Origin of the sequence: Halonotius sp. GCM10025705 (assembly GCF_042662885.1) — an archaeon.
Classification (GTDB): Archaea; Halobacteriota; Halobacteria; order Halobacteriales; family Haloferacaceae; genus Halonotius; species Halonotius aquaticus.
The window spans coordinates 66,683-92,841 of record NZ_JBHSZD010000003.1 but is presented as its reverse complement, the minus strand read 5'-3'; the positions used below and the strand labels follow the sequence as shown (position 1 = coordinate 92,841).

The 26,159-nt window shown below is 50.1% G+C and carries 27 protein-coding genes and 1 pseudogene; 12 read left to right on the top strand and 16 right to left on the bottom strand.

Translation table 11 applies throughout. The features are described from left to right. Positions 1-155 precede the first annotated feature (155 nt). Positions 156-542, top strand: a complete 387-nt coding sequence (locus ACFQJB_RS14790; RefSeq protein ID WP_379728628.1) for a hypothetical protein — start codon at positions 156-158, stop codon at positions 540-542. 34 nt (positions 543-576) lie between these two features. Here ACFQJB_RS14790 and ACFQJB_RS14785 read toward each other — a convergent pair whose 3' ends face one another. From ACFQJB_RS14785 to ACFQJB_RS14755, 7 genes and pseudogenes are all read right to left on the bottom strand, one after another. Continuing rightward, positions 577-1,044, bottom strand: coding sequence for a hypothetical protein (locus ACFQJB_RS14785; protein ID WP_379728626.1), 468 nt, complete (start codon positions 1,042-1,044; stop codon positions 577-579). A 572-nt stretch (positions 1,045-1,616) separates the two neighbouring features. Beyond that, a complete protein-coding gene (locus ACFQJB_RS14780; RefSeq protein ID WP_379728624.1) occupies positions 1,617-2,375 on the bottom strand; it encodes a creatininase family protein in 759 nt (252 codons plus the stop codon). 172 nt (positions 2,376-2,547) lie between these two features. Next, complete coding sequence (locus tag ACFQJB_RS14775) at positions 2,548-2,994, bottom strand: hypothetical protein (RefSeq protein ID WP_379728622.1); 447 nt, start codon at positions 2,992-2,994, stop codon at positions 2,548-2,550. A gap of 254 nt (positions 2,995-3,248) precedes the next feature. Next, on the bottom strand, positions 3,249-3,536 hold the full coding sequence (locus tag ACFQJB_RS14770) for a PadR family transcriptional regulator (RefSeq protein WP_379728620.1): 288 nt from the start codon (positions 3,534-3,536) through the stop codon (positions 3,249-3,251). A 344-nt stretch (positions 3,537-3,880) separates the two neighbouring features. Then, positions 3,881-4,878 (bottom strand): annotated as a pseudogene (locus ACFQJB_RS14765) (hypothetical protein). Between the two features lie 296 nt (positions 4,879-5,174). Then, a complete protein-coding gene (locus tag ACFQJB_RS14760) occupies positions 5,175-6,542 on the bottom strand; it encodes a restriction endonuclease (protein ID WP_379728618.1) in 1,368 nt (455 codons plus the stop codon). A 17-nt stretch (positions 6,543-6,559) separates the two neighbouring features. Next, entirely contained in the window at positions 6,560-6,952 is a 393-nt protein-coding gene (locus ACFQJB_RS14755; RefSeq protein ID WP_120102862.1) for a winged helix-turn-helix domain-containing protein, read from the bottom strand. 112 nt (positions 6,953-7,064) lie between these two features. Between ACFQJB_RS14755 and ACFQJB_RS14750 the strand changes: the two genes are divergently transcribed. Then, positions 7,065-7,733 carry a DUF7509 family protein gene (locus ACFQJB_RS14750; protein WP_379728616.1) on the top strand — a complete coding sequence of 223 codons (669 nt, stop codon included), beginning with the start codon at positions 7,065-7,067 and terminating at the stop codon, positions 7,731-7,733. 398 nt (positions 7,734-8,131) lie between these two features. Here ACFQJB_RS14750 and ACFQJB_RS14745 read toward each other — a convergent pair whose 3' ends face one another. Next, a complete protein-coding gene (locus ACFQJB_RS14745; protein ID WP_379728614.1) occupies positions 8,132-8,500 on the bottom strand; it encodes a hypothetical protein in 369 nt (122 codons plus the stop codon). A 767-nt stretch (positions 8,501-9,267) separates the two neighbouring features. Here ACFQJB_RS14745 and ACFQJB_RS14740 point away from each other — a divergent pair. Further along, positions 9,268-10,167, top strand: coding sequence for a hypothetical protein (locus tag ACFQJB_RS14740; protein ID WP_379728612.1), 900 nt, complete (start codon positions 9,268-9,270; stop codon positions 10,165-10,167). Between the two features lie 173 nt (positions 10,168-10,340). Here the strand turns inward: ACFQJB_RS14740 and ACFQJB_RS14735 are convergent, their stop codons facing one another. Together ACFQJB_RS14735 and ACFQJB_RS14730 are read right to left on the bottom strand one after the other, a co-directional pair. Continuing rightward, positions 10,341-10,598, bottom strand: coding sequence for a hypothetical protein (locus ACFQJB_RS14735; protein ID WP_379728610.1), 258 nt, complete (start codon positions 10,596-10,598; stop codon positions 10,341-10,343). A 197-nt stretch (positions 10,599-10,795) separates the two neighbouring features. Then, the gene (locus ACFQJB_RS14730) at positions 10,796-11,056 is read right to left on the bottom strand and encodes an ArsR family transcriptional regulator (RefSeq protein WP_379728608.1); all 261 of its coding nucleotides are present in this window, start codon (positions 11,054-11,056) and stop codon (positions 10,796-10,798) included. A 280-nt stretch (positions 11,057-11,336) separates the two neighbouring features. Between ACFQJB_RS14730 and ACFQJB_RS14725 the strand changes: the two genes are divergently transcribed. The 7 genes from ACFQJB_RS14725 to ACFQJB_RS14695 all read left to right on the top strand — a co-directional run bounded on the left by ACFQJB_RS14725 (position 11,337) and on the right by ACFQJB_RS14695 (position 16,387). Further along, positions 11,337-12,152, top strand: coding sequence for a hypothetical protein (locus tag ACFQJB_RS14725; protein ID WP_379728606.1), 816 nt, complete (start codon positions 11,337-11,339; stop codon positions 12,150-12,152). Continuing rightward, positions 12,152-12,421 (top strand): hypothetical protein, encoded by a 270-nt coding sequence (locus tag ACFQJB_RS14720; protein ID WP_120102866.1) that lies wholly within the window; start codon positions 12,152-12,154, stop codon positions 12,419-12,421. The genes ACFQJB_RS14725 and ACFQJB_RS14720 overlap by 1 nt, the downstream gene beginning before the upstream one ends. Beyond that, complete coding sequence (locus ACFQJB_RS14715; RefSeq protein ID WP_379728604.1) at positions 12,418-13,635, top strand: ParB/RepB/Spo0J family partition protein; 1,218 nt, start codon at positions 12,418-12,420, stop codon at positions 13,633-13,635. The genes ACFQJB_RS14720 and ACFQJB_RS14715 overlap by 4 nt, the downstream gene beginning before the upstream one ends. A 2-nt stretch (positions 13,636-13,637) precedes the next feature. Beyond that, a complete protein-coding gene (locus ACFQJB_RS14710) occupies positions 13,638-14,192 on the top strand; it encodes a ParB/RepB/Spo0J family partition protein (protein WP_379728602.1) in 555 nt (184 codons plus the stop codon). Beyond that, positions 14,180-14,599, top strand: coding sequence for a hypothetical protein (locus ACFQJB_RS14705; RefSeq protein ID WP_379728600.1), 420 nt, complete (start codon positions 14,180-14,182; stop codon positions 14,597-14,599). The genes ACFQJB_RS14710 and ACFQJB_RS14705 overlap by 13 nt, the downstream gene beginning before the upstream one ends. 166 nt (positions 14,600-14,765) lie before the next feature. Then, positions 14,766-15,437, top strand: coding sequence for a hypothetical protein (locus ACFQJB_RS14700; protein WP_379728598.1), 672 nt, complete (start codon positions 14,766-14,768; stop codon positions 15,435-15,437). Next, positions 15,434-16,387, top strand: coding sequence for a recombinase family protein (locus ACFQJB_RS14695; protein WP_379728596.1), 954 nt, complete (start codon positions 15,434-15,436; stop codon positions 16,385-16,387). Before ACFQJB_RS14700 ends, ACFQJB_RS14695 begins: the two co-directional genes overlap by 4 nt. Positions 16,388-16,497: 110 nt before the next feature. Here ACFQJB_RS14695 and ACFQJB_RS14690 read toward each other — a convergent pair whose 3' ends face one another. Continuing rightward, the gene (locus tag ACFQJB_RS14690; RefSeq protein ID WP_379728594.1) at positions 16,498-17,853 is read right to left on the bottom strand and encodes a recombinase family protein; all 1,356 of its coding nucleotides are present in this window, start codon (positions 17,851-17,853) and stop codon (positions 16,498-16,500) included. Positions 17,854-18,239: 386 nt separating this feature from the next. On the opposite strand from ACFQJB_RS14690, the gene ACFQJB_RS14685 reads away from it, so the two are divergent. Further along, positions 18,240-19,190 (top strand): hypothetical protein, encoded by a 951-nt coding sequence (locus tag ACFQJB_RS14685; protein ID WP_379728592.1) that lies wholly within the window; start codon positions 18,240-18,242, stop codon positions 19,188-19,190. A gap of 7 nt (positions 19,191-19,197) precedes the next feature. Further along, a complete protein-coding gene (locus tag ACFQJB_RS14680; RefSeq protein WP_379728590.1) occupies positions 19,198-19,893 on the top strand; it encodes a hypothetical protein in 696 nt (231 codons plus the stop codon). Positions 19,894-20,153: 260 nt separating this feature from the next. Here ACFQJB_RS14680 and ACFQJB_RS14675 read toward each other — a convergent pair whose 3' ends face one another. From ACFQJB_RS14675 to ACFQJB_RS14655, 5 genes are all read right to left on the bottom strand, one after another. Next, positions 20,154-20,450 (bottom strand): hypothetical protein, encoded by a 297-nt coding sequence (locus ACFQJB_RS14675; RefSeq protein WP_379728588.1) that lies wholly within the window; start codon positions 20,448-20,450, stop codon positions 20,154-20,156. Between the two features lie 165 nt (positions 20,451-20,615). Further along, on the bottom strand, positions 20,616-21,761 hold the full coding sequence (locus ACFQJB_RS14670; RefSeq protein WP_379726828.1) for an ISH3 family transposase: 1,146 nt from the start codon (positions 21,759-21,761) through the stop codon (positions 20,616-20,618). Between the two features lie 396 nt (positions 21,762-22,157). Then, positions 22,158-22,901: a DICT sensory domain-containing protein gene (locus ACFQJB_RS14665; RefSeq protein ID WP_379728586.1), complete on the bottom strand. Its 744-nt coding sequence runs from the start codon at positions 22,899-22,901 to the stop codon at positions 22,158-22,160. Positions 22,902-22,996: 95 nt separating this feature from the next. Beyond that, the gene (locus ACFQJB_RS14660) at positions 22,997-23,614 is read right to left on the bottom strand and encodes a hypothetical protein (protein WP_379728584.1); all 618 of its coding nucleotides are present in this window, start codon (positions 23,612-23,614) and stop codon (positions 22,997-22,999) included. A gap of 354 nt (positions 23,615-23,968) precedes the next feature. Next, a complete protein-coding gene (locus tag ACFQJB_RS14655; protein WP_379728582.1) occupies positions 23,969-26,140 on the bottom strand; it encodes a PAS domain S-box protein in 2,172 nt (723 codons plus the stop codon). Positions 26,141-26,159: the final 19 nt, after the last annotated feature.

Sequence of the window (26,159 nt, the reverse complement as noted above, 5' to 3'; positions counted from 1 at the left end):
CTGGTATTTGCTTCTCTGATAAAAAATATAACCTCTGTATCGGTCACCAGCTTAAGTTACTCTAAGAAGACCATCATGAGTCGAATGATGGAATAAACGCGCATATTTCTCAGACGGTGAAAGGTGATTAGTCCACCGAGGCAGGATGGTTGCGTATGAAACGGCGCGCCCTCCTATCCACTGCGCTTGGAACCACCATTGTCACATCCGGCTGTCTCGGCGTCGGTAGTGGACAGGATGGAGAAGGAACGACCGTCGAAATCATCCCCCGCAACCATACTGATCAGGAGGTCTCCCTGCAGGTAGCTGTCTATGCGATAGATGGCAGCCTGCTGCTCGACCACACGTATGCATTGCCGGGAGGACAGGGCGACGAGTCAAAGGGCGTTGAAAATCGTGTTGACTACCTTGTAGTCTCCATAGATGGTGAAACCAAGAGACGACATGCATATGCCCCCGACACAGTCAACTGTTCACGAGATGGAGAAGATGTTCAAATTCTCGTTGAGTCAGACGGAATCTCATTCGCTTACTCGTGTTAGATCAATCCTCTCTGTCTTGCACTGGTCTCTGCAACTATGAGCCCCTTGAAGCGGACTGCTTGCGGTAGTAGTAAAACTCCGTCAGCGTCCGCAGTAACACTGCGGCGTAGGCCAACACAGCCAGGCCAAATCCAATAAACAGCAGTCCGATAGCCCCTGGGCCAGCGGCCTCACCACCGAGCTGAACGATAAGAGCGTAGAAGATTGCGGGGGTGCCGATTACCACTATCACCTCGGTGGCTCGAATTGCGGTATACTTGCGCCGGGCAGTGAGCTGGGCAACCGGATCCTCAGTACGTCCAAGTCGGTATCCCGCGAGCAATCCTTCAGCACCGACGATGATTGCGAGAAGGAACGGGAAGAACGTGAGGTATAGAAGTCCGTTGAGGCCTCGGCTGGGCACAATCCCAACCAGACTAGCCACCGCAAATACGAGGGCACCGATAACAGTAGTAAGCTTGAGGGCTTGAAGAGGCTTCTCTCGGATGAACGTAGCGGGCATTAGAGTAGTTCGTGTGAGGTCTCAAATAAGCCCTCTGTACCAAGCGATAGAGAATGTATTGACTCACAGATTCACGTAGGTTCGATTGGTCAACAAAGGAGTAAAAACATTGATCCGAGGTGCTTACTTGGTAGTGACGTATTCAAAACAGTGGAACAGAATCTATTCACCTATCTGAAAGGGATTGGATTGGTTCTCGCTGTGTTCTTCGCTTTTTATCCGGCGATCCTCATCGCTCAATTGCTCACGAACACAGTTACCGAGTCAATCAGCCAAATATTGATCCTGTTGGGCCTCTCTGGTGTGGCGTGGGTCTGGATAATTCGTTTGTACCGAGCGTATCGTTCCGTTGGCTTGCGTATGACAGCGGCTGAATAGTTCGTATCGGTTCTTGCAATGGCAGCGGTCGTTTTTACGTATATTCTGATGGATCTATATTTGGAGAAGATAACGCAGTTCTCAGACCAACTACAACCTCTACATCTCCCACTGCTTGATCTCTTCTATATCGAATCTATCGATTAAAGGGGTTCAAGCTAGAAGGCGCGTATCTCTCAGGCAAAAGCTTCGGACTAGACTGCCTTGCGCTCGGTTTTGATGTACTCGACGTACTTCCCTACGACCGTCTCGATGATTGTTTCTCCTGCCTCAGCAGTCGCCTTGTTTGGGTCGCCCAGAACACCGTTCTCGGTGATCGACTTGAATCCCTCACTGAGCAGACGAGCTGGGGAGATTTCTCCTTCTGGTCCGGGGTCGAGAGCATCCAACCTGACGAGGTCTTCATTGATTGCTAACACCATCGCCGTTTCGGCAGCTCCGGCGTGAATAACGTCTTGGTCGTACTCAATGCCAGCTTTACTGAGCCCCTCGTTTAGCAGCCTCATGTGCTCATCGAGGTCGGCAAGTGGAATCACAGTGGCATCAATTTCGCGGGCGATGTCTGGAGCCACAGTTTTCACCGGCCCGAAGTTCCCACCGTGCGTCGGGACGAGGGCGATATACTCGAACCCGTGCTCGTCGAGAGACTGACAGTACGACCGAATCACGTCCATGAGAGTCTCTGGAGGAACCGAAATCGTCCCTGGAAACTCCATATGATGGCCTGAACACCCAGGGCGAATTGTTGGAGCAGCGAGAGCATCACCCAGTTCCGACGCGATGCGACGTGAGAGTTCGTCACCGTCCAGCGTATCCATATTCAACGGCAGGTGAGGGCCGTGTTGTTCGATTGAACCGACGGCCACAATTGCCGTTCGATTGCCGTTATCGAGAGCAGATTCGACAGCCGGCCATACCATCTCCTCAAGGGCTATAGAGCGGCGAAAAGACATACATGTCTATGTTCACGACAAACATGAAAATCTTATGAAATTGTCGAGAACGGTGGCCGGTAGTTCAATGAATCCGCTGCTAACTGTATTCTCTGTATCGGTCACACGATCAACTGACAACTCACAAATAGAATACTTCAGAGCGTGCCAGATGGAGCGCGCGTATCTAACGTCACCATTTTGACTGGATTTCTTTTGACAATTGAAAGGCTGATTCAGAAAATTGATTGTATAGTTCGTGTGGCTCTGTCGTATCCATTCTAAACATAATTGCTCTAACTCCCTCTTCATCTATTCTCGAAATATTCTTAACATCAACTGGGTTTGGAACTCGGCTGTCTACTGTGAATACCACCTGTGTTTCACCAGAAATGTCACGAAATACTAATTCCTTAATTCGATGGTTGATGCCATCCTGACGTAAAACAGTAATATAATTAATATGATAATTTACATCATTATACTCAAATTTGAGTTCACCATTCGGAGTCTGAAATTTTTCTCTGATACGCCTTTCTGCTTCGTATTTTGATGGTATTGATTGGCGGCTTATTGCGATCAAAGATAAGACAATAGCGAAAGCTGATACAGAAAGAGAAATTACCGCTGTAGATACCATGTTTGACACTTATATCTTTACTCATTAATTAAATCTGCTGAACAGGCCCTCTATATTCAGCACTCCGTTCATACCCATATCGTACTTCAGACAGTTGTTTCATCAAATTAGGCAAGAGCGACGACCGTTTATAGAGCAGTCTACAGAGAACATAGCTCGTTTTCGTGTTGAAATCGTAGCGTAGATTGAACGATGTGCAGTACAGACGGTGAGACAGTGAAACTCGAAGCCTGTCTCCGAGTAGGACTCCGGATTCAGCTATCTAATACTCCGGAGAGTTTCTCAGCTTCCCACTCTCGCCGCTCAGTGAGCACTTCTCGGCCGGCATCGGTCAATTCGTAGCGATTCGTGCGGTCGTCGAGCTGGCTTTTTGTCACATACCCGTTGTCGATGAGCGTATCCAGATTGGGATACAGCCGCCCGTGGTTGACTTCTGTGTCGCCGTAGGCTTCCAGCTCGGCCTTGATACCGAGCCCGTAGGGTTCCTCTGCTCCGGCGATACAGTACAACAGATCACGCTGAAACCCGGTCAACTCGAACATTGCCTACTCGTATCGTCGAGCAGGCGGCCTAAAGTGATACCGATTCTGTCAGCAAAGGTGGATGTCTGAACCCAGCACTGTTAGTCGCTGGCTATTGGCCAGACAACGCGTTCGACGCTGTAGCTCTCGCAGTCCGGACAGGAGTGATGCTGGACCCTGAATCGCTGCCCACAGTGGCGACACTCGTAGGGACTGCCTGGCTCTGTGCGAGCAGTGCGAGAAAACGCAGCAGCCAGGAACCCAAACATCAGTATCGTGTGAGTCCTTGTCGAGCATGCTCAAAAACATTGGTGACCGTTCAATCGCCCGCACGCGATGGGGTTGGCTGTCGGGAGCTGGAGTCACTATGGATCAGCGTTCGACTGTGTGTGGAACGAGCGGCCCGAATTGAACTCGGTGAGTTCCTCGATTCGCGCTTCCAGCTCTTTGATCTCCTGTTGGAGGGCTTCGGCCTCCTCACCCTCGGCAGCCGCGAGTTTATCCTTCAGCCCCTGCAAGCGCGTCTCCTTCTTTTCGTCGTTGACCTCGGCCTTTCGGATGTACTCACTTTCCTCGATATCGTAGACCTCGGATTCGGCCACTTCGACCACGTCCAGTGCTTCGTCGACTTTGCTGCTGTCGACGCTGGTCACTCGCTCGCGGTCGATACCGGCGGCTTCCATTGTCTCGATGACCTCCTCCTCATCCTTGAGCGAGCGATTCCGCCGGGAGGTGCGCTGGACGGAGCCGTATTGCCCGGCGACGGGCTGATCGTGATGCAAGCGATCAAGGAGGACTGACCGCACCTCCTGTCGGAGTTCATTGGCATTGCGCTGCACGTCGGAGAGGAGGGTGTAGATGTTCACGAGCGCGGGCGTTTCCATGCCCTCCAGATACTCCACGTCGTGGCGTTCGAGTGCGTCGACCAACAGGAGAGCGTCAGCATACACGGCGAGGTCGGGCTCCGTTCGGTCGGCATCTGCCACGTCTTCCTCGGGATCCGTCTTGACGAGCTGTGAAGAGGTTGGTCGTCGCGTTCGATGATGACTCCCTGTTCTTCGTCAATCTCGAAGCGGGGATGGAGACTCCAGACGGCTGGGTAGGCGTCGGCGTCTGGCGGCAACCGATCGAGTTCGAAGCCACCGGTGGCGTCGGTAATCCGCTCGTAGAGCGTCTCGAATTGCTCACGCTGTAGTGGCTGGGTTGAATCGATATCTTTGTCCTGAAACCGGGCGATCACCCGTTGCTCTTGGATATCGGTGATGGTGAAGCGGTCGTGAGACAGTGGCGTAATTAGTGTCGCACTGTCGGAAAGTTCCTCTAATTCCCCGAGGAGCGTACTCCAGCTTGCAGTGAAGCCCATATCTGGCTGTGGGAACCCCGAGTCAAAGAGATGCGGGTCATGCCTATTCACCGATGAAGTCGCTGCTGTGGTTCGATCAGCGGCTCTCTACCTGTTCCGAATATACCCGTAATGCAGTGACGGCAAGCTGCAACATTCGTAGTGTACAGAAGGCACTTATTTGACAGCCCTATTCGTTCAACTGGCCGGAACGCAAACGGCCCACTCCACCCGCCGTCTCCCCCACCTCCCTGTCTGGTTGCATCACTACTCCCTCTCCGATCCATTTCCCTAATTTCGTACTGAAAGACGCCAACTCAAACGCCACCAGTCACCAGTAGCAGGCCGATTACGATGACACCGAGTACAACCAGTAGACTGCTTCCAGCCAACAGTGGATTCTCCATTGCTTTCTGATGGGGTCCCATGGCAGCGTACTCCTCGCGGAAAGTCCCCAGATTCTCTTCGTCATAGAAGTACTTCGTCTTCAATGCGAACTTTTCAGTCACAGCACAGCCAGTACAGACCGGCTCCCCAGTCAGTCGCTCCGTCTTGATGTGGTCTCTGCAGGCAATTGCGCCGCAGTTTTCACAATAGGTGTATGTCTCATCACCACCGGCTGTCTCACAGTGGACACACCGATGGAAGCCGTCCTCTGTCGTGACACGGGACGGCCCGGCAGCGTAGTACTCGTATGGATAGGTGTACTCGCCGAGCTCGGTTGTCTGCCGTATCTTGGGGAGATACACCGGTTCAATCGATTGGACTGAAATATCCGACCGGCTCGGCTCACATGTCTTGTTGTAGGTAACGTTGTTGTCGCCGGTGTAGGTTACTGTCGTCGTCTGGGCCTGTTGCAACTGCTCGACGGCCCAGTCTTTGTACTCGGTTTCAGTCTGGCCGAACCGCTGGTCGGTAGTCTCGTCAAACGGCTCGCGGATTGACTCGTCGTCTAAGTCCACAGTCGCATGGATGTTCTCCGAAACCAGTTCGGCCACGTCGCTGTCGGCCACCCGTGGTGAGCCACGGTCTGCGTGGATGACGAATTCCGTTCGCTCGTTGATTCGATGGATTACCCCGACAGAGGTCTCGAAGACGGCGTTCGTATTGGCTGTCACCTCGACGACTGGCTGGAACGTGACTGCTGCATGTGGTGTCGGTAAGTCGGTCGCATCGATGTTCTGGATATCGCCGATTGTCTCCTCGATAGGCGCGGTCACCGACGATGCTGGGTCGTAGGGGCGTAGCGTCTCATCACAGAGGATCTCGATCCGGCCGTTGTAGAGATCGAGCCCGACATCGTCAGCGATCTCTCTGAGATCCTCACCGTCGATCAACTCGATAGGATGGGGGTCGTTATTTTGTTCGAGATTTGTGACGTACTCGGTTGCTGGCTGGGTGAACCGCCCCGTCGTGACGACCATCCCTCGCTTGGGCCCATCGAAGTCGAAGGTGGCAATCGCCGAGTGGAGTTTCTGAACTACAGGCCGACCGACCGTATCAGTATGCTTGCATTCGACGACAATAGCCCGGCGTGTGCCGTCGACGACCTCTTCCATCAATACGTCGCGGCCCTCATCGGCGCGTCGGTCGGCCTGCCGGACGTTCTCGTAACCGAGGTTACGGAAAACATCTTCGACGACATCTTCGAATTCGAACCCGGAGAGATTGTCGAGAACCGCCATCTTATTTCCAGTCGATATTACGAATAAACGTCGTTAAATTCGCGCTCACGCCGCATTAGCTCCTCGACGCCGTGCTCAAGGATTCCTCGACCCATTGCTGTCGGCCGATAGTACGTATAGAACCCCTGGCTGTCAGCGGTTCGTCGCTGCCGTTTGTCGACGAGCCCTACATCGACCAACTCGTCGAGGTGGTAGTGGAAGTTATTGGATTCGACATCGACGGCAGCCTTGAGATCGGCGGCACTTAGTTCGTCGTTAGCGACGAGTGTGCGAAGAATCCGAAACCGCGTCATGTGGCTGATCGCTTGCTGCATCGCCAGATACTCTTCGAGCGTCAGCCCGCTATCTTCTGGCAACGGTGGTTCAGGCTGCCGAACCTCCGTTGTCGAGTGCCGATTGGTTTCGGACATCTGTGAGTGCCTCTGTTCACATCTTAGGACGCCACGTACTTAGTCATTCTCGACTCGAAGATTATTGAAAAAGCCGATATTTATATACTATCGTCCCGAACCGGTGAGTCGAATGCGGCAACGGATTATCGACTCGCTCCCTCGTGCCGCCGGTGACTCAGACGCGCTCGATCCAGTGCGACGAGAACAGTTTCTCGTCTACCTGATGGGCCCATACCGGACATTCGATGTCGACGCGCTACTCCCGGCGAACGCAGATGCCGAAACCGATGCCCCGTCGTTTGCAACGTGGGACGAGACCACCGGTGAGTATGCTGAAGACGAGGTCTTACGTCTGCTCCAGGAGACCAGAGACTGTCTCCGTGAACGTGGGTTCAATGCCTTCCTCGCAATCGATGTCGGTATTTCGCTCAATGAGATGGATGCGGCCACACAGAGTATCACCTTTGCACAGGCGAGTAATGCGACGGTTTTTATCGCCCCACAGGTTGGCGATAACCTCGGCGTCGGGATCGAGATTGGGAGTGTTCTCGAAGATCTCTTGTCGACGGATGGAATGCGGGGGCCAGCTGCCGACGCGACACCACCAACGCGCACACGACGGGTTATGGTGGCAACCGAACCATCGGTCCGGAGTGCGATGCTTGGATCCGTCAACACACGCTGGGACGCCAGTGTCCGGACATTTACTGATGCAGCGGATTGTTGTCAGCTCTGCGCACAGTTTTGCACCCACATTCAGAATGAAGAACTCTATGGCTCGCTTGATCGTCTGGACTGAGGTGACTCTTCGGCCGCTCAGGACATTCGTGGAAATTGGTTGCACTCCTCCAGAATCCAAAAATTGTACAAATTTCAACCAACAAAAATACAGATACAACCTCTATGTTGGTTAATAACTTGGGTGGAAAAACCGACTATCTTTCCGATCAAGATTCTGCAGGTGAGACCGAGCTTCTCGGCCTGTCGGATTCGCTTATCTTGGAGCAGGGTAGCCTAGGTATTCTATGCAAATATGACGTTAGCCTAAACGATAGCAATAGCAGACGAATTCTTGAGTGACGACGACATCAAAGCGGTCGAGGACATCGATAGAGTGGCACTGCGTCAAGGGACGTGAATTTCATCTTATTTATCCTCACCTCCAAGTGTCCGACATAACCGCGGTAAAGAAAGGTGTTATCGGATGGAAAAGAAGTAGTTTATCGCCGCGGAGATACCGCCGAGATCGCGGAAGAACTTCGTCAGGGTGCCAAGTCCGATCGTCCCGAGGATGCCGCCGATTAGCGGATCCATGGCCATCCCAATCCGGAGCAAAGTCCCAAACTCGAACAGTTCGACGAGTAGCAGGCCGCCGGTGAACATGGCGAAGTCGACTGGGACGGCGATTCCGTACTGGTAGAGGAACCACAGGCTGGCAATACCGCCGACTAGTATCCAGAACAGATATTTTCGGCCTCGCTGAGTAGCACTCTCGGGGTCGCTCTTCCGCCAGTTTCGAAAGTAGTTGGCCGTCTGCAGGAGGGCTTTGAGTAGTCCGGACGCCATTCTGACGTGTCAACCAACCATCGAAGCACGTATAAGCTTTATTCCGGCCTGTATCCGGTTCCAGTCAGTACATAGACGATCTGTATTGGGAGTAGATATTTAAGCAAACTTGACGTATTTAACAGAAATGACGGTATTCGGCCGTCTCGGTACCCTGCTCATGATCCTATGCGGGGCAGCCCTCCTGATCGTAGACGCTCTCCGTTCTCCCCCGGCCTCTGGTACGCGGCCATTGGTATCATAGCCGGGACAACAATGATGGCGTATACAGCGATATCTTCGCTGTTTCTTCGCAGTCCGCAGCCTGCTCTCAAATCCACATATTCGAGAGGATATAACGAGTCTAAGACAACCTCTACAACGCGGCAGACCGACTCACGGCAAGTTGAGGCACCGCAGACAGCCGGTTCCACAAAATCGGCCGATAGGGAGCCGCAGCCAGCGACCGACGAGGACACGGATCCTTCGGAGCCACCAAAATCAGACGAAAAACTGGAACCGTCGTCGACCACGTTGAAACGTCCGCAGTATTTCCCGAAAACCTCCCAAACGATGCAGCGAACAGCCTCGTACACGAATTTATCCCAGACGACGAAAACGGCGGGAAGGTCGATTCGGCAGAATAGACATGTCACTTCCAAAGCTTCACCACGGCGGAATTCATCAACCGGGATCGACAACAAGTATTTCAAGCCGGTCGACTCAAGCCGTGAGATCAAGTTCGCCCAGATCGACACCAGATTCAGCTACCTCGATATTGACTGGGAATGGAATTCATTGGTCTCGACCCGATCCCGGATCTCATTGAGATAGATATCGGTCCAAGTGCTGTGAGCAAGGAGCTGGTGCGCAGCCCGGTCGAAGTCAAGCTCTCCTCGTTCATCAAGACACTCCTCGCACCTACTCCACGTAGCTACGGTACCGCGGCCTTGAACGACAATGCGCCGCAGTCGTCGTCGGACAACCGAGCTCATCGGCAGACAGACGACCGCACAACTAGATGGAGATCGGTACCCGCCGATACCTATGAGACTGGGTACAGTGAACAAGACAGGTGTATGGATCGCCACCATAAGCCGCTGACAGGCTCTTATGGACAACAGGAATCGGTGGAGAAATGGCCAATGTCATCCGGTCTAGAACATGAGAACCACCACCCCACAACTGCTGATAAAACCGGATACGGTAGTCGCGAAGAGATAGGGGGATTTGACGATGAACGTTCCAATGAACCTCATTCCTTTCATAGGGAACCCGTCGTGGAAGAAGCTCCGATCGAACCGCGGGATATGTGTGTAGCCGACGAGCCGGCGGTCGATATGGGAATGAATTATTCATTACCGCGGTGGGGGTCGACGCAGTGGAATGCTGATCCTTTCGGATTGAGCGATATCGCTGCGGGATTCTCCGAACCAGAAGAATCAGCAATTGACCCGATTGAACAGCCAGAACTCGGGTTTGGAATGTTTGACCAGGATACCGGAATGCTGAGCGAGGAATCTGTGGTGGATACAGATGCCGGCGCGGAGGTGTTTGGCTTGGACGAGTTTTCGGAGTCGCTAGAAGGCGGGGTCGATTTTTCCGTCTCCGATGTCAAAAGCGGCTCCAACCCGCTGCTCGAAGCAGAAAGCTTCCTTCTGAGGAAGACGCGGAGGACGACTGGCTGAGGTTCTGATATCGCCCACATGGGTTAGCTGGAGCAGGTCAGTAGGCTTTGAGAATTTATTTGTCACCCTATCACCCGAGCGAAACACACCAGGCTTGCAAGTGAACGACGCTCTGGGAATGGTAGAATACATCGGAAATTCGTGCTAAGGAGACACCACGCTTCTGGTGTAATTCAGTGGTCGACTGCATCCATTCGATCTAAAATGAGTTCAGCCACTTCGATCGCAGCCTCGTATCCTTCTGCTTCAATATCATCGGGCGGCTCCAATTCATTACTATCAACAAGCCATTCGAGATAGTCGCGGTCGAGTTTATCGAAGAAGTCTGCGTTTACTTCTTCATGGATGAATGCCTCCGCGATTTCGCCAAGCTCGCTGATTTGGTCAGGATCAAATTCGAAGTCGCCGGCGTCCTCGTCAGTCCCAGCCATCGACACGATTTGCTATGGACTCATCGAATAACAATCTATTCCACATATTCAAAAGTATCAGGATAGATTGGACACTAAAGTTGACGTCTTTGCGCACGCGCTAATCTGCTGGATCAGACAAGCCACACTCTGAGCAAAGTACCGGATCAGAACCACTCATTATTACTCCAAATCAAAGACCTACTAACTAAATTGTATTACCCAGAAGAGAGCATCCAAAGCCGTGCATTGGCTACTTTTTTTGAGGTAATCTTATTATCCTCTTCCAACTCAATCAGTTTCTGATAAGCCGTACGATAGGCACAACCAACATCATCTGCGATTTCCTGCGTACTTGCCTGACCAGAGAGAGATTCTAGAGAATCTAAGAACTCTTGATGCGGGTACGTACTGGTAAATTTCCCAGTATCCTCGTCCCGTTCATCATACGGCATCGTGTATGACTCGATTTCACCCATTCATATATATGCATCGGCAGTTTGACCCATGCAGATACATGTTACCGCAAGACTTATTACGCATACAGGTAGATGTATGGGTAGAAGCGCAGTCCCTTGGGATTGCCTTGCAGTTTAGAAGGCATCCGGGTGCAGGAACACCCGGACTGGGCTTCTGAGGCCAGAAACCCATGAAAAGATCTACACCAAGATCGGAAGATAGTACCGGAATACAATTAGAACAGGCTCTCTCAGACTTCACACTACGATCACTCGTCGTAACTCGGATCAGAGGTGGACAATGAGTTCCACGTCGGATCCTGCTGGGACAGTCAAACGCACGACTGCGATTCCAGCACTCAAGACGAACTCCGTGCGGGCGATACTGGATGCCTTCGGTGATTCGATCATCCAGCTCAAAGCAAGCAGCAGCGTCGTCACAACCAACGAAACCCTCGTCGAAGAACTCCGGGAGTATGGGGTACTTCGAGCACAAGAGACAAAACAAACCCTCGATATCGATTACACGCAGCTGCAGGACTCTGACAGTTCTAACCCGGATAATCCGTGGGATGAAACCGCTATCGAGACGCTCTACGAGCATCTCGACGCTATCCTCGATGCAGAAACTCAGTCGGTCAAACCGGATCTCGCTGTCCAGTCAGTTACCCTTCGAGTGACCGATGAGGCACTCCAAGAGGTGACACCGGCGCGAACAGCTGAGTTCGATCTCCACTTCGAGGCCTCGAAGGCTGAAGAGGCCCTTCGGGAACAGACACGGCGAGCAAACGCTGGCCGTGGGCTGTACACTGAACTGGGATTCAACGTCACGAACCTGAATCTCCATTCAGTCATCGAGACGGTCACGAAATACTCCGAAACCTCAGACGGTGAGTATCTCTCATGGAACGGGCCTGAAGATGATACTCGGCCAAAGGTCAACCCGCAGCTGGCGGTTCGGATTAACGACCGCAACCTGCCGGATCAGTACGGCGTGCTCAAACCGTATCACGTCGTCGACGACGAGGTAATCGATGTGGCTGATGAGGCCCTTGAAGACGACACTGGGGACAGTGAAACTGACGGGGAACCTGCGGACTCGGAGGCTGAGAACTAATGCCGCCGGCGCAATTCAGCGTCGATCCCGCAGCTGATGAGGGATTCTACGTGACCGTCGGGACTGAACTCACGGTGTACGAGTCCTACGACGCCGCGATTGCCGAGGTGCAGGAGAAGATCGCCACCGAGACTGACAGCTTCCTCGCTGAGGTTACTATCGACAACGATGGCAGTGACGACGTGGCTATTAGTCTCGAACAGGTCGGCTGGCAGCAAATCATCCGCGACATGACGACCGCACAAAATGGAGAGGAACCGACTCCATGATAGAACGAGCTGAACTGTCAATCGAGTCGCTGGTCGTCGATCCGATGCAGTCTCGTGACCAACCGTGGACGGGTGACGATATCGACCAGCAACTGGTCGCCGCTATCGAAGCCGATGGGCTGTACAACGATCTCATCGTTCGGCCCCTCGACGCTGTCGAGATGGGGGTAACTACTGAGACCACCGACACCGTCGATGACGGTCGCGATGCTGTTACTGACGATGACAACGCTGGTTCTGATGGCAATCCATCACCGGTGACTGCAGAAGACCTGTATGCTATCGTCGCCGGGTCACGACGCTACTACGCTGCGATGGAGGCCGGCTATGAGTCGCTACCGTGTAAGATCTTGCAGGCAGATGATTTGGATGCTGCGTGGACATCGCTACTCGAAAATACAGACCGGCGCGAGCTCTCCGAACAGGAGATCGCTCAGCAACTCAATCTGATCTATCAACTGATTCGTCCGGGAACGAACGACGAGGGCATTGAACCAACTGACACACCACTCGATGTAGATCTTGAGATCGAGGAGGCGAACTTCGAGACCGACGAGGAAGCCCTCGCTTACATGGCCGAACGGTACCTTGGTCGCTCCGATCAAAGTGCGATTGATCATATTCAGGAGCACCTACAGACGGCTGCGCTTCCACCGGTGCTGCAGTCACTGTTCAAAAATCCCGAGGAGCGCACGGCCACCGAGCGGACGGCCCTTGAGAACTACGGGATCGATACCCGTGCGACACTCGGAAGTGGTGAGGGCAAATCTGGCACGTCTCGGGCGGTTGTCGCGCTCCACAACACTCTGGAGTCCGAACTGGAGGCCGACAGTCTTGATCCAGTCGATGCGGTCTTAGAGACGGTTGGCTCACTCCAGTTCGACGAGATGTCGGAACTCGAACTTCGGCAGTCGCTACGAGAGTTCCGCAAGGATGTCTCGACGGCCCTCGATTCGGAATCGCCGACCGAGCAACGAGAGGTCTTCAGTGAGACGTTACAGCGGCACACCGAGGAACTCCAAGAACTCCACGAAGAGATCGAACCGAACCGGCCGTTCAAACGGGTCGATCTGCAGGGCCCAGAGACCCAACGGCACAGTCGCTGGCACGTCCAGGCGATGCGCTCGCGGGGTGCTGACACGCATACTGAACTGGCCAGAGAGTTGTATCTGGAGCGGTTGGAGACGCTCGCTGACGAACGGGGGTGGGAGTAACCATGTCGCAGGCACCATCGAATCCAGCCACTAACCACGAGCTCCTGCCAGACACCTACGATGAGTTGTTGCCAGTTGGGCAACTCATCCACGGTGAGCACAACCCCCGTCGTGTTCGACCATCGGAGACACTGAAACAATCTATCGCCGGTTTCGGCATTAACAAGCCACTGATCGTGCGTCCGGATCCGGATGAAGACGATGTGTTTCACATCACCGATGGCTGGCAACGCTACCAGGCAGCCGTCTCCTGTGGCTGGGAGCAACTCCCGGTTCGGATCTATGAGGACACATTGGATGCGCTTGAAGCGACCGAAATGGAGAGCATCGTCCGGGAGTGGTCAACCTACCAGTGGGCGCAGTACTGCCGCTCGTTGGCCGACGAGATCGAGACCGACACGGAGTCAAAGGCAGAGCGAGCACGGCAGGTCGCCGCTCGAACCAGCCGTGAGGCCGACACTGTTCGTAGATATATCGATGTGTTGTCGCTGCCTGACGAAGTCCACGTCCTGCTGTCGGATGGCCCGGAAGGTGATGACCAGCAGTGGTCGCATTGAAGAATTTCAACGCGGATGTTCGCCAGTACGGCGATCTGCAATGGCAGGTTGCCGACAGGCTTGCTCGAAACCAATCAGGGCTCTCCGAGCAACGAGTAATCGAAATCGCAGCGACAGCTGTCGAGTTCCAGACTGTCGAACAGGGCATCGAGTTCGTCGATCTGGCAGTGGCCAACCCTGAAATGAGAGTCGATGTTCTCCACCGGAAGGTGCTATTCGGGAAAGATTACGAGCAGTATCTGGTGATCCCTCGCGTGTCGGTGAAGCTCTCAACCGCAGAGAAGCGAGCGATCATGGATTACTGCCATGAGCAGCGCAAACCGCTCAGTGAGATCGTGTCTGAATCGGTCACTTCATTAGCAGATGAGGTCACTGAGGATGACACTGAATCGGATGCAAACGAGTGACGCTATGGCGAGCGAATCGTCCCACCAACTTCGATTGCCCGTCACCGTTATCGATCCGATTGTCACCAACAGGATTGGGGAAATAGATCGATGCCCCCAGTGTGAGAGTCTGCTGAAATTTTCGTCACCTGAAGTACCGAATCAGATTTGTAGATCGTGTGGGTACGTGATCGGAACAGAGGCCCCTGTTGGTTCGATAGAAGAGATCACCGAGGAGGAAGATGTTGAAACAGACCAATCCTGGAGTGAGTTCTATGCAATAACCAACAGCACTGAAAAACAAGTCGCAGCGGCATTTGAAGAGATTGAATCCGTCGCTGAGGATCTCTATCTTACTCCTGAGCTTCGAGAACAGGCTGCCGATGTCTACGCAGAAGCCTCAGAAGAGAACCTCACAGACGGACGATTAACCACACTCGTCGTTGGTGCGGCAATCTGTATCGGAACACGAGAAGTAGAGCAACCACGGCCTACCGAACGAGTAGCTTCCGAACTGGATATCGACTCAGATCGACTCAAACAGATGATACGGCAATTCCAAGCAGAATTGACCCGAGGGTATGTTGAGCTATCACCAACGGCCTACGTTGGATATCTCTGTCAAGAGGCAGCACTTTCGGATCAGATCAAATCAGAGGCTGAACAGCTGATAGACACTATTGTTGAATCAGAGCTATTCAGCAATGCAGCAGTTCATCCAGTCGGCATCGCTGGCGCAGCGATATACATGGTGTCGTCTGGAGAGCTAACGCAACGACGAATTGCGACTCTCACCGGTGTCTCACAAGAGACGATCCGTCAACGGGTCAGTGATTTCCAGGAGGTGATGGATTCATGACTCGGCTTCCGAATAATGACCCTTCCAATCAAATCGCCACGACCGGTGTTCCAATTCAAGCTGCCGACGATCTCACTGCGGTGATCTACGCTCGAACGTCATCACCGGGTCAACAGGAAGGGTACTCCATAGATGAGCAAGTGCGACAATGTTGGCAGAGATGTTCGTCGTTAGGCTGGACGGTATCACACATCTTTCGTGACGAAGCAGTCAGCGGAAGCGATACTGACCGAGAGATGTTCCAGAAGATGCTTTCCCGAGCTGAGGCTGGTTGGTTCGATGTGATAGTTGTCTGGAAGTTGGATCGATTCTCCCGAAGCCTCATGCACGCGGTGCAGTTGGAACAGGAGTTGAGAAGTTGGGATGTCGGGCTGCATAGTGTCACCGAACATATCGACACGACTACTCCCACTGGGCGGTTCAACTTCCGGAACATCTCTTCAGCCTCAGAACTTGAACGTGATCTCATCAAACAGCGCACACAGATGGGAATGATTGGGTTAGCTGCCAACCACCAGTGGCCCAATGATAATCCCCCTCTGGGATACAGGAAGTGTGAGGATGCAACGCTGGAAATCATCCCTGCAGAGGCCGATCTCGTACGGACCATCTTTGATCGGTATCTCCGTCTTCGATCAATGCCAGATGTCGCCACAGAATTAGAAGCAGAGTCTCATCCAGAATGTCGGCAATTGGAATGGACGCCCCACCGAGTAGGTAAGATACTGAAAAATGAGATCTACATAGGCGAATACACAGTGGCAGACGTGGATGAGTACGTTGAAGAGTATCAGATAGTGGAGAAGCGTCGGTTTGAAACGGTTACTCAAGTCAGAAATCGATTCCAACGTGCAAGAAAATCAGTGCGTTCAGAGATGCCACGTAATCGGAAGGAGAGACGAGTACAGAACGTCACTAATCAGTACTCAGAGTTTCTGGAAACGCAATAATTGAAAACTCTACGTTGTTTGTGTCTTCCCTCACTATAAGTGGGTATTTATATGTAATCATCAATAGGGATTGCTCAGTCGGCTTTTAATCGAGAATGTAAATTCAAATGTTATTGATTGAATGGTTTTATTCTTAATATAACTACATCAGAATTCTCATTTTCTGCGTGGTTTTTTAGCATTTCCCACTCTTTCTCATGCGGGAATTTCATTTGATCGTGTTCCTTATCACCTCCATCAGTATCGTATTCTGGACAAATCCAGTAGTGACACTTCGAGCCGTCCTTCAAAGTTTCAGAACCATTCTTTTCCATACCTCGACCACAATGATCACAGATGGGTTTGATTCTATCAATGTCCTCTAGAACTTTCATAATCAATCCCATATCTGCTAACTTTTCAATATCAACACTGTCGGTCGTGGTAGAGTGCTTTTTTGCGATATCATCAACAGTTTCGTTGACTTCTTCAAAGAGATCTTCAGAGATCAACTGTAACTCAGAGTCTTCTTTTACAGCTTGCTCAGATTCATCTGCACTACGTGGATATACTACTCTTCCAACGTAAATTGGGTCTTCGACGATGCGCTTGATTATCGCCCCATCTGTATCGTCAATGTCGATATCTGAATAGTCGAACACTGAGACGACATCCTCAACTGGTAACTTAAGAACAGAGTACTTCTGTTCATAACCCTCATCAAGTCCCTCATTATTCACGTGAGATTTGATAAGTTTAGCAACCTGAGAGTAGTTTTCTGTTTCTATCACATCTTCCATAATCGCAGATACTACTTTTTCGCCACCCGTAACTGGTTCTGGCCAATCTTTGTCATCTGGTAGTCGATATCCAAGACGGACATTGTCAAACCATGTACTCCAGACCTTTTCTTTCTCGAATTTTCGTTTTATCGTGTCCCATGCCGCTCGGATACGATCCTCAACTGATTTGCCGGCGGTGATGGCTTCGACTACGAGAGTAATTTGATCAGAGGTAGAATCTAGATTATACAATCCATTCCGGTAGGTAATTATCTCTACCTCGTGCTCATAATGAATTACAGCTGCCACGTAGATCGTCTCAAGTGTATTTCGACCGAGACGATTTATCCGATCAAGTACAACGGGACGAGGATCCTGTTCTAAGTGCTCGTCAAGCTTTTTGAAACCTTCTCGGTCGAATGTATACCCACTTTCATCCATATCCACAAATATATTTGCTATTTCATACCCAAGCTCATCTGCTATTTCGTGTATATGTTGTTTTTGAACCTCAATACTCATAGTTTCAGAACTACTATCATCAGGAGAACTTTGACTTTGTCTTGTGTATCCGTATGCTGCTTTAGCCAGATTATCTATTAATTCAAAAGTATTTGTTGATTTATTATTTGAGTTTGACTGTTCATCAGATGAATCGGCAAACTCCGACAAAGAAGCGTTTGAATCACTTGATGTTGCAAGCATAATTAGTGGCAGCAGCAGAACCACGCTGAATCGATTGGTGAGGAAATTTGATACCCACTTTGTGAGGTATGATTTGGGAGCCGTCGATAGGTATGATTTGGGAGCCGTCGATAGGTATGATTTGAGAGCCGTCGGCAGGTATGATTTAGGAGCTGTTGGCTGACTCAGGTATACTCCCGGATCTACTACGTATATCGCGTGTGCGAGAGATTTAGAGGTTATATATAAATGCTGTACAGCATTTATGTGGTTAGCTATGATTTTTTGACGGTAGTTCGCCTATCATGGGTACATTGACCTCTATGAGCGCGCAGGGGACTGACAAATCCGGAGGGGAGGCCTACCCAACCGTAATTTTATAAGTGGGGGTGGATATTATTTCAATTATGGTACAAGTATCTGACGAGAGGGACAGAAAGATATTTTCCCTTCTCGCCAACGGTCGAAAGCAACGTGTTGAAATAATTAAGATTATGATGGAAGTTGAAGGTGTCTCAGAGAGTTCTATTCAAAATAGTTTAGAAAATTGTGTAAAATATTATGATGAAATAAAAAAGATCGAAGAAAGAGGTGATACGTACTACCAGAGGACAGATCTTGATAATCCGCCAGACGAAATAATACGTCCAAAACAATTCGCTAACCGGAGCGAGATAGAAGAAAAGATTTCCGCACTTGAAAACAGGTTGGGAATAGAAGAAATAAAAGATAATACTGGTCCTACAAATCCTGATCAGCCTTCAACGCTTATTTTGAATAACTTTCTGGAAATGAGCATGAATTATAAATTCATCCTATACTCAGAGGAAATTTCAGATAGATTTTTCACTATATTTGATTCATATCTACAACGTATAAGTGATGGTATTGCTCAAATAAAAAATAACTCAGACGAATTTCAGATTCAAAGCGATGCTATGCTTGAATATCGGTTGTTTTTCCAATTATGTCGAAACCTTCTAACAAACAGTAAAAAAGGACAAGAAGATGAGAAGTTAGGAATGAAATTCAGCAAAAGGCTTGACGAGATTGAAAATTTCTTCCCAGAGTTGCCACCAGATCTATGTTTAGAAGTTCAAAGATTTGTCAGAGAATTAAACATAAAAAAGGGTAAAGATTTCTATAAATCAATGGTGTTACGAGATGATTTTGAAGATATAACACTACAGCGGGAGGCATTTTATACATACGATATACATCATGATGCAGATGATCTTATCGCCGATCTTTCCAAGCTATCAGATAATCTTAGTAAAGAACAAGCAGATGAGGTTCGAAAGCTCATTGATTCCATTACGAAGCTATACACAAACTCATCCTCTCCATCCGAAAAGTGATTAAATAATGCTAGATATTCGACAAAAATTAAAACAACTTCGCTGGAAAATACGTTCATATCTTACCAATTCTAGTGATATTGAAGCTGTACCAGTAGGAGATTTATTCTCACCACCAGACGTCAAAGAGAGAGGGTCAGATTGGGAGCGTCGTGGTGACTATTTTAGAAGGACACTGGTTGTTACTGATCTACCTGACGTAGTTGAACCACCTTGGTTTAGCCGAATTCAATATAAATTACCACCACGTGTTATTGCAAGCACAGCTCCTATAGAACCGTACGATAACGTTGGTATCCAAGAAGATCTAGTAGAGCGAAGCTCACACCTCCTATCTCACGAAAACACTCTCAGACATCACAATCTAAGAGAAAGATTCGAAACCGAATCTCTCACTAAAAGTACTTTAGAAATATCAAAACAAAATTTAAACAAATCTTATTTTAAGCTTAGTTTATATTTCGAAATTCGTGGAGCAACAAAATATGGACTAGACGCTGCGACAGATTATGTTTATAGCATAGCAGAGTCTGAAAATTTTGAAGTGACTTCTATTAAACATCGACATACAGAGTCCTTCAATACTGCCTCACCAATAGGCACAGATGAAATTAATTATGACATTATAGTCGATTCAGAGATCTTATCTGCTGTCGCCCTACCGATTCCCTATTCCCCGGTAACCCTCAACGAAGACGAGTGACTTCCGTGACTGACTTAATATAAAAGAAAGTAAAAAAGAGAGGTATTTAGCATGCTCTGTTGAATAGCAGCCATTGAGTTGAAGGCTCTTGCCAATCTGGTACAACAACTGTCTGAAAAGTGACATGGGGTGTTTGGAGTGATGGATATAGAGCTTGAGTACAGCACAACCACACCACTTGTTTCACCCCGAGATAGGTGAACCAGCCACTAACTACACGTGTGTGTTCCTAACTCCCTACCCGAGTATTGATTCAGATATCAGTTCTCAGCCCAAACGAGATCTACTCGATCTGAATAGAGAGAAACTCGATATTCGGGCAGACCACCCGGCACAGTGTCCTCGTAGATGGTTTCCTGTGAATTGCGAACTTCGACAAAAACGTCAATTTGCGTTGCACCTCGGGACAGGTCCTCCTCCACCCGATCTTGTTCGCCAGCACCAAGTCTGAACGTCTCTTCGAATAACACAATATCGCCGTTCTCAAACCGAATGACAGCTTCCTGTTCGCTGTCGCGTTGATTTTCGATTATAAGTGTCAGTCGATCACATTGCACTAATGAGAGCTCGGAGCTGACGAGGATATCAACCGGATAGACACCGATTCAATTCGTCCACTGGACGGTTCAGAGAAACTGGTCACTTGTGTAGTCGCTGTCGGCGGCGATCTGCCGCCGACGCGACGGCGTTGCCACTGGTCAACGCTCTTTCAGCTACCGAAGTTATCGCTTGAACCGATCGTCTGGAGGTTTGTTGGCTGGGACTGCCCTTCGGACGTTGAACGCTGCCCAGACGGCTCGGGTGAGCATTTCACAGAACTCAACGAAGGGCCATTTCCAGAGGCGACGCCCGCCACGGCGGGTCGTCGCCACAAATTCCCAGTGCACGTAACGCCAGACGTTCTGTAGGAGGAGACTCGTCACAAACAACAGATAGCGAAGGCCAGCGTCCCGAGAACTAGTCAGAGCGAGGCTCTCCTGAGCAAGTCGGTAGCTGGCTTCAATCCCGAAGCGTTTGCTGTAGTGTCTGCGTGCTTCGGCAGGCGTGTCGATGAACGGCGCGTCGACGGCGTAGCCGTGACGCGCCACGCCATGCTCGTCGTATCTGCCTTGTTGGTAGACGCAGTCGATGAATATCGGAAAGGTCACGCTGTCAGCAATGCTGTGCTGGATGATTCGACTCCAGCCGTTGTTGAGTTCTTCTTTGATTTCATCGCCCCATTTTACGATTGGCATGACGTAAGCGTAGTTGTACGCTGAGAGGAGGTCAATACAGTCGCTGTTGTAGAAACCACGGTCAAGGTAGACGGCCTTGACGCCGAGGTCAAGGCCGTCAAGGAGGGTGAGGAACTCTGTGAGGATATCACTGGTCGTCTCACCGTCGGTTACTTTTCGCAGAGCGAGCGTGTACCGCTTGTTGCGGACACGTGCGTAGAGTGTTGCGTACGCGTGGAAGGTAGTTGTTCCTCGTTTGGCCTCAGAGGAGTAGAGATGGGCTGTCTCGTCTTCGTTCCCGTAGTAGGGATCGAGGTGGAGGTCGGCGACGACCTCCACCGGTCGATTCGGAAGAACCTCGATGAGCTCCCGCTGAAGGAGCGTGTTTCCCGCGAGTTCGAGTGTTTCGAGGTCAAACTGATCGGTGAAATACTCACGAACAGTGTTATCGTGCGGTGAGTCATCAGTGGTCTCGCAGATATGTGTGATTGAGGTTCCGTCGGCGCATGCGCCGACGAGAACCTTGTAAAGCTCTGCTGGCGTTACTTCTACCTCTTCACCGAGGTCAAGCGGAAGTGTATCCTCAAGCCGGTTAACGACAAAATTAATCAGATGCTGTTCTTCTAATTCACTGTCTGCTTGGGGTTGTTGCACACCTCTTCCAAGCAGACCCGACTTCTAACCCGATGTGATCGACTGAGTGTGGATTCAGTCCGGGCATTTCCTTCCGAAGGAGATAGACACCCCGCTGTGGCTCCGATCCCTACACTGACGACTGTCAGGAACTCCCGCCGGTTCACAATCCTGATATCGGTGATTTGACTGATAGTATTATCGGTGGCTATGTCGCCTGTGTTGACTGATCCGGAACAGCTGAATTCCTACGCGCTTCTGTACGAGATTCGCGCTGCCCATCTCACATATCAATCACTAATAATATTTCCAATCTGATCCATGTCTCGCTCAGCTGAGGATAGTCTCGATTATTTCAAAGTATTAGACGGTAGAAATCTCACCGTTGGGGATTCCTCCGCTACGGGGTAGAGTATTTCAAATTTGTTCGTCAGGTTTGGCTGTAAGATATGCCGTATTGAGGTGCTGACAGATACTGTCAACAAGTTCGGGATCGTCACTCCAGAAACCATAGAATTGGTTCGGAGCCTCTTCAGTCGCTAACAGTGCCGTTTTGTACATATCATCACCACCACCGTTGAAAACGACAAACCACGACCGTTCGATCTCATCAGCTTGCAGTGCGTGGTGGGTGATCCCTTCGACATCGACAGGGGCACCGGGACTAGCGAATGTGTGGATATCCAGGGATTGTTCAGCCAGCCGCTCATACCGGGTCGCCTGTGCGTTCAGTTTTGCTGGCTGTTGAAATCCGGCATAGAGTCGTCCGCCGGTGACACGGCTGGCACGGTTTTCGATTTCATGAGAGACCGTTACCATCTGTGACCTGTTATGTGAGGTGAAGGTTGTTTCTTTGAGATGTCGGAGAATCTCGTGATACTCGGTATCATCAATTCCAAGACCAGATTCTTGAAGTCCCCCGCCAGCTAAGAGTGACTCCAGTTTGGTCGTCGGCATTGAGGCCAGCACCTTCCCGTCGCGCTTGAGAACGGCAACACTGTCTGGCTCACCAACACTTGTCTGCTTGCTCCTGATAGCGACGTTTTGCGTGGCAAAATAGTCCTTGAGATCAGCGACAATCGTACTGTCGGGAGCTGGATTGAAGACTTCGAGGGTTTTCTGCCTATCACGGACGTACTCAATGTGTGCCAACAGTGTCATATGTACGAATGTTCTCTATTTGAATAAATAGATTAGTGAATTCGCATATACTTCTTCATTTGAAATGATTATTGTGTATCTGAGAGATATAATGGCTATAATGTAAAGTTCAGTCGCTGATTTGGTTCAGTAGTACGTGGAGAGACAGTATGAACTACCTTTGCGACCTCAATGCCTTGTGGAAGTTGTTCAACTGGCGTCACTATGCGGGCACGACATCCTGGTTGCACTATGACGTGATTTGTATGACAACCCGGTGCCAACGCCGCAGAATCAAGTGCCACATGAGCTTTCTCATAAGTATAGCCGTCGGTACCAATGAACGTGGTACGTTGGCTCCGCCATTGGATCGGCATGTTGCTGGTATTCTCAATATCGAACATCGCACAGAATCGGGTCTCTTCTGATTCAGCGACCACGTCGCGGTGGTGAGCATAGACAAGATCTGTTATCGAAACTTTTGGTACCCCTACCAGGGTGACAGTCAGTAGGCCGGTCTCGATAATTATCGAGGATCCTGACCGTGATTGAATACGATCAGAGACAGTGGTGCTCCCACTTTTCGATTCCATGGGGGCGGTTGCAGCCCGCTTTTCAGTGATATCGTTCCACTCAACCGATGGCGACGGTTTCTCCCTTGCTGACTCGTCTGTGGAATCACGGTGTTCCAATCTCGCTTCTGTATCCGCTGCCCGGTTGAATGACTGCTTCATAAATATAATCAATGTTTGATGGTATAATAAATATTAGGCCTCATTATTGTAGATTCCAAACACATATTTTCTCTAAGAGTTTTATCCTTGCTGATCTAATCCCACCTCTAACAGTGGCTCCGAAATAATTAAGATTTTAGCAAAGTCGGAGGGAAGATCTCCCTCCAATAACGAATGCCAGCAGGTAGCTGGAATTACGACTACTTTTGAAGGTAGCCATAGGGTAAATCCACCATAGGTACTAAAATCTTTGTATATTATGAAATAAAATGAGGATTGTAGTTAATAAAAGCGACAATTGGCGGAATTTCTTGTTTGTATTTGATTTTAAAGAGAAGAAAAAACCGATTTTATTTATCTGAGATTAGAGAACTCAAATCTAGCACCTCCTTCGGCACTTTCAGTCACACTAACATCCCAACCGTGGGCCTCAGTGATATCAGCGACGATTGCAAGCCCAAGTCCAGTTCCGTTAGTATCGGTGGTGTATCCACTTTCGAATATCACCTCATGATCGACAGATGGGATCCCGCTGCCATCATCAGCAATGTAGAATCCATCATTGTCATCTAACTCTCCGATTGTAATCTCTACGCTTGATCCACCATGCTCAATGGCGTTTCGTATCAGGTTCTCGAAAAGTTCTTGTAGACGGTTCCGGTCAGCACTGATCGTTTGATCAGTGGTAACAGTGAGTGTTGCATCCCGGGTATCAACTGTTTGCCAACACTGAGAGCTAATACTAGAGAGCGTTACGGGAGTAGTCTCGCTTACTGTCTCGCCTTGGCGAGCCAACATGAGGAGTTCATCAATTAGGGTCTCCATCCGTTCGTGTGCGTCAGCAATAGGAGCAAGTTGGTCACTCTCACATTCGTTTTGAGCGACTTGTAATCGACCCTGTGCGACATTCAGTGGATTTCGAAGGTCATGTGAAACAGTTCCTGCAAACTCCTCTAACCGCGCGTTTTGTTGTTTCAATCGCTCTCTAGATTCTTTTCGATCCGTGATATCTTCTTGTGAACTGAAATAACGGATTAGCTCTCCGTCCTCGTTGTACACCGGCTTGATCGTGAGCCGATTCCAAAACATCGTCCCATCTTTTCGATAATTACGAAGTTCGACAGTGCATTCTTCCTCAGCTGCTATCGCTTCTGTTAATTTTTCGATCTTCGCTGCATCTGTCTTCTTACCTTGCAGAAACCGACAATTCCGTCCCAGTGCGTCCGATTGTGTGTAGCCCGTGACTTTTTCGAAGGCCTTGTTGACATACGAAATAGGGTTGTCTGGTTGTGATGGATCGGTCAGCACTATCGGATTGTGTGCGTTGTCAATAGCGGTACGGAGAACCTCTAACTCATGTTGGTGGGCTTGTCTCTCAGTGATATCGGTGTAGATTGCAAATGCACGAGAGCCACCATCAAAAACGGCGTTCTGAAGGAGGAACTCCCGGGTGCCGTCTGTTGTTTCTCGTGTGACTTTCTCTGAAATTAGTTCCCCTGTTTCACAGACGTGATCGTTAATAGCTGCTGCACTATCGCGTCTGTCAGCAGGAACAATATGCGCATCGAGAGATTCTCCAACAATATCATCGCCATCATAACCAAATACCGCTTCGAACGCCGGATTAACTTGTTTAACAATCGGCGTCTTGTTACGGTATTCAATTTCGACTGTCGGTTGTGACAGTTCTGCAAACAGATTCTGGAATCGCCGTCGTTCAGCCTTCAATTTACGAGCATTCTGTTCACGGTCTGTAATATCGATGGCTACCCCAAGGACAGATTCAACGGCTCCCGTAGCATCGAAGACCGGCTGGAATGTTGTCCGATATAGGTTGGCCGCAAACTCATGTTTTGCTGTAGTCTGCTCACCGGAGAGGGCCTGCTTTGCAGCTGATTGTAGTCCTTCATGATCAGCGCACACGTCAAAGATTGATTGCCCGACGTATGGTTCTGTATCACTCTCATAAACGTCTGTACTATCACCTTCGAAGCGGGTGAAGGTACCCTGAGTATCGAAGGCAAACAGCACGACGGGAAGATTTGAGACGACGGCCTCGACACGTTTCTTTTGTCTGGTAAGGGCGTCTTCTGCATGTGTCTGAGCAACCGCATTCGTCACCCGATTCGCTAAGAGTGTGAATTCACTTGTTCCAGATCCCTTCTGAAGGTAATCAGTCACCCCTGCCGATATTGCCTCATTAGCGATGTCTTCGGGGGATTTCCCTGTAAATAAGATGAATGGGATGTTTGAATGAGTCTCACGAACAGTCTCTAGCAGCTCAAGACCATCCATTTCCGGGAGATCATAATCGCTGACGATGCAATCAACTGTGTCAGTGAGCTCGTTGAGTCCATCAGTCGGGTCACTGACATGTGTAATCTCAAAGTTCGGTTCCTCCTTCTCAAGACACGTCTTGGTCAAGGCCGCGAAGTTTTCATCGTCCTCAACGTAGAGAATCTGAAGGCTATCGGATTGTTCTCCCTGTCTCTTGTCGGTTGTTATGTGTCTCTCTATTGGGTGCATTATCGATAATAAACAGCGA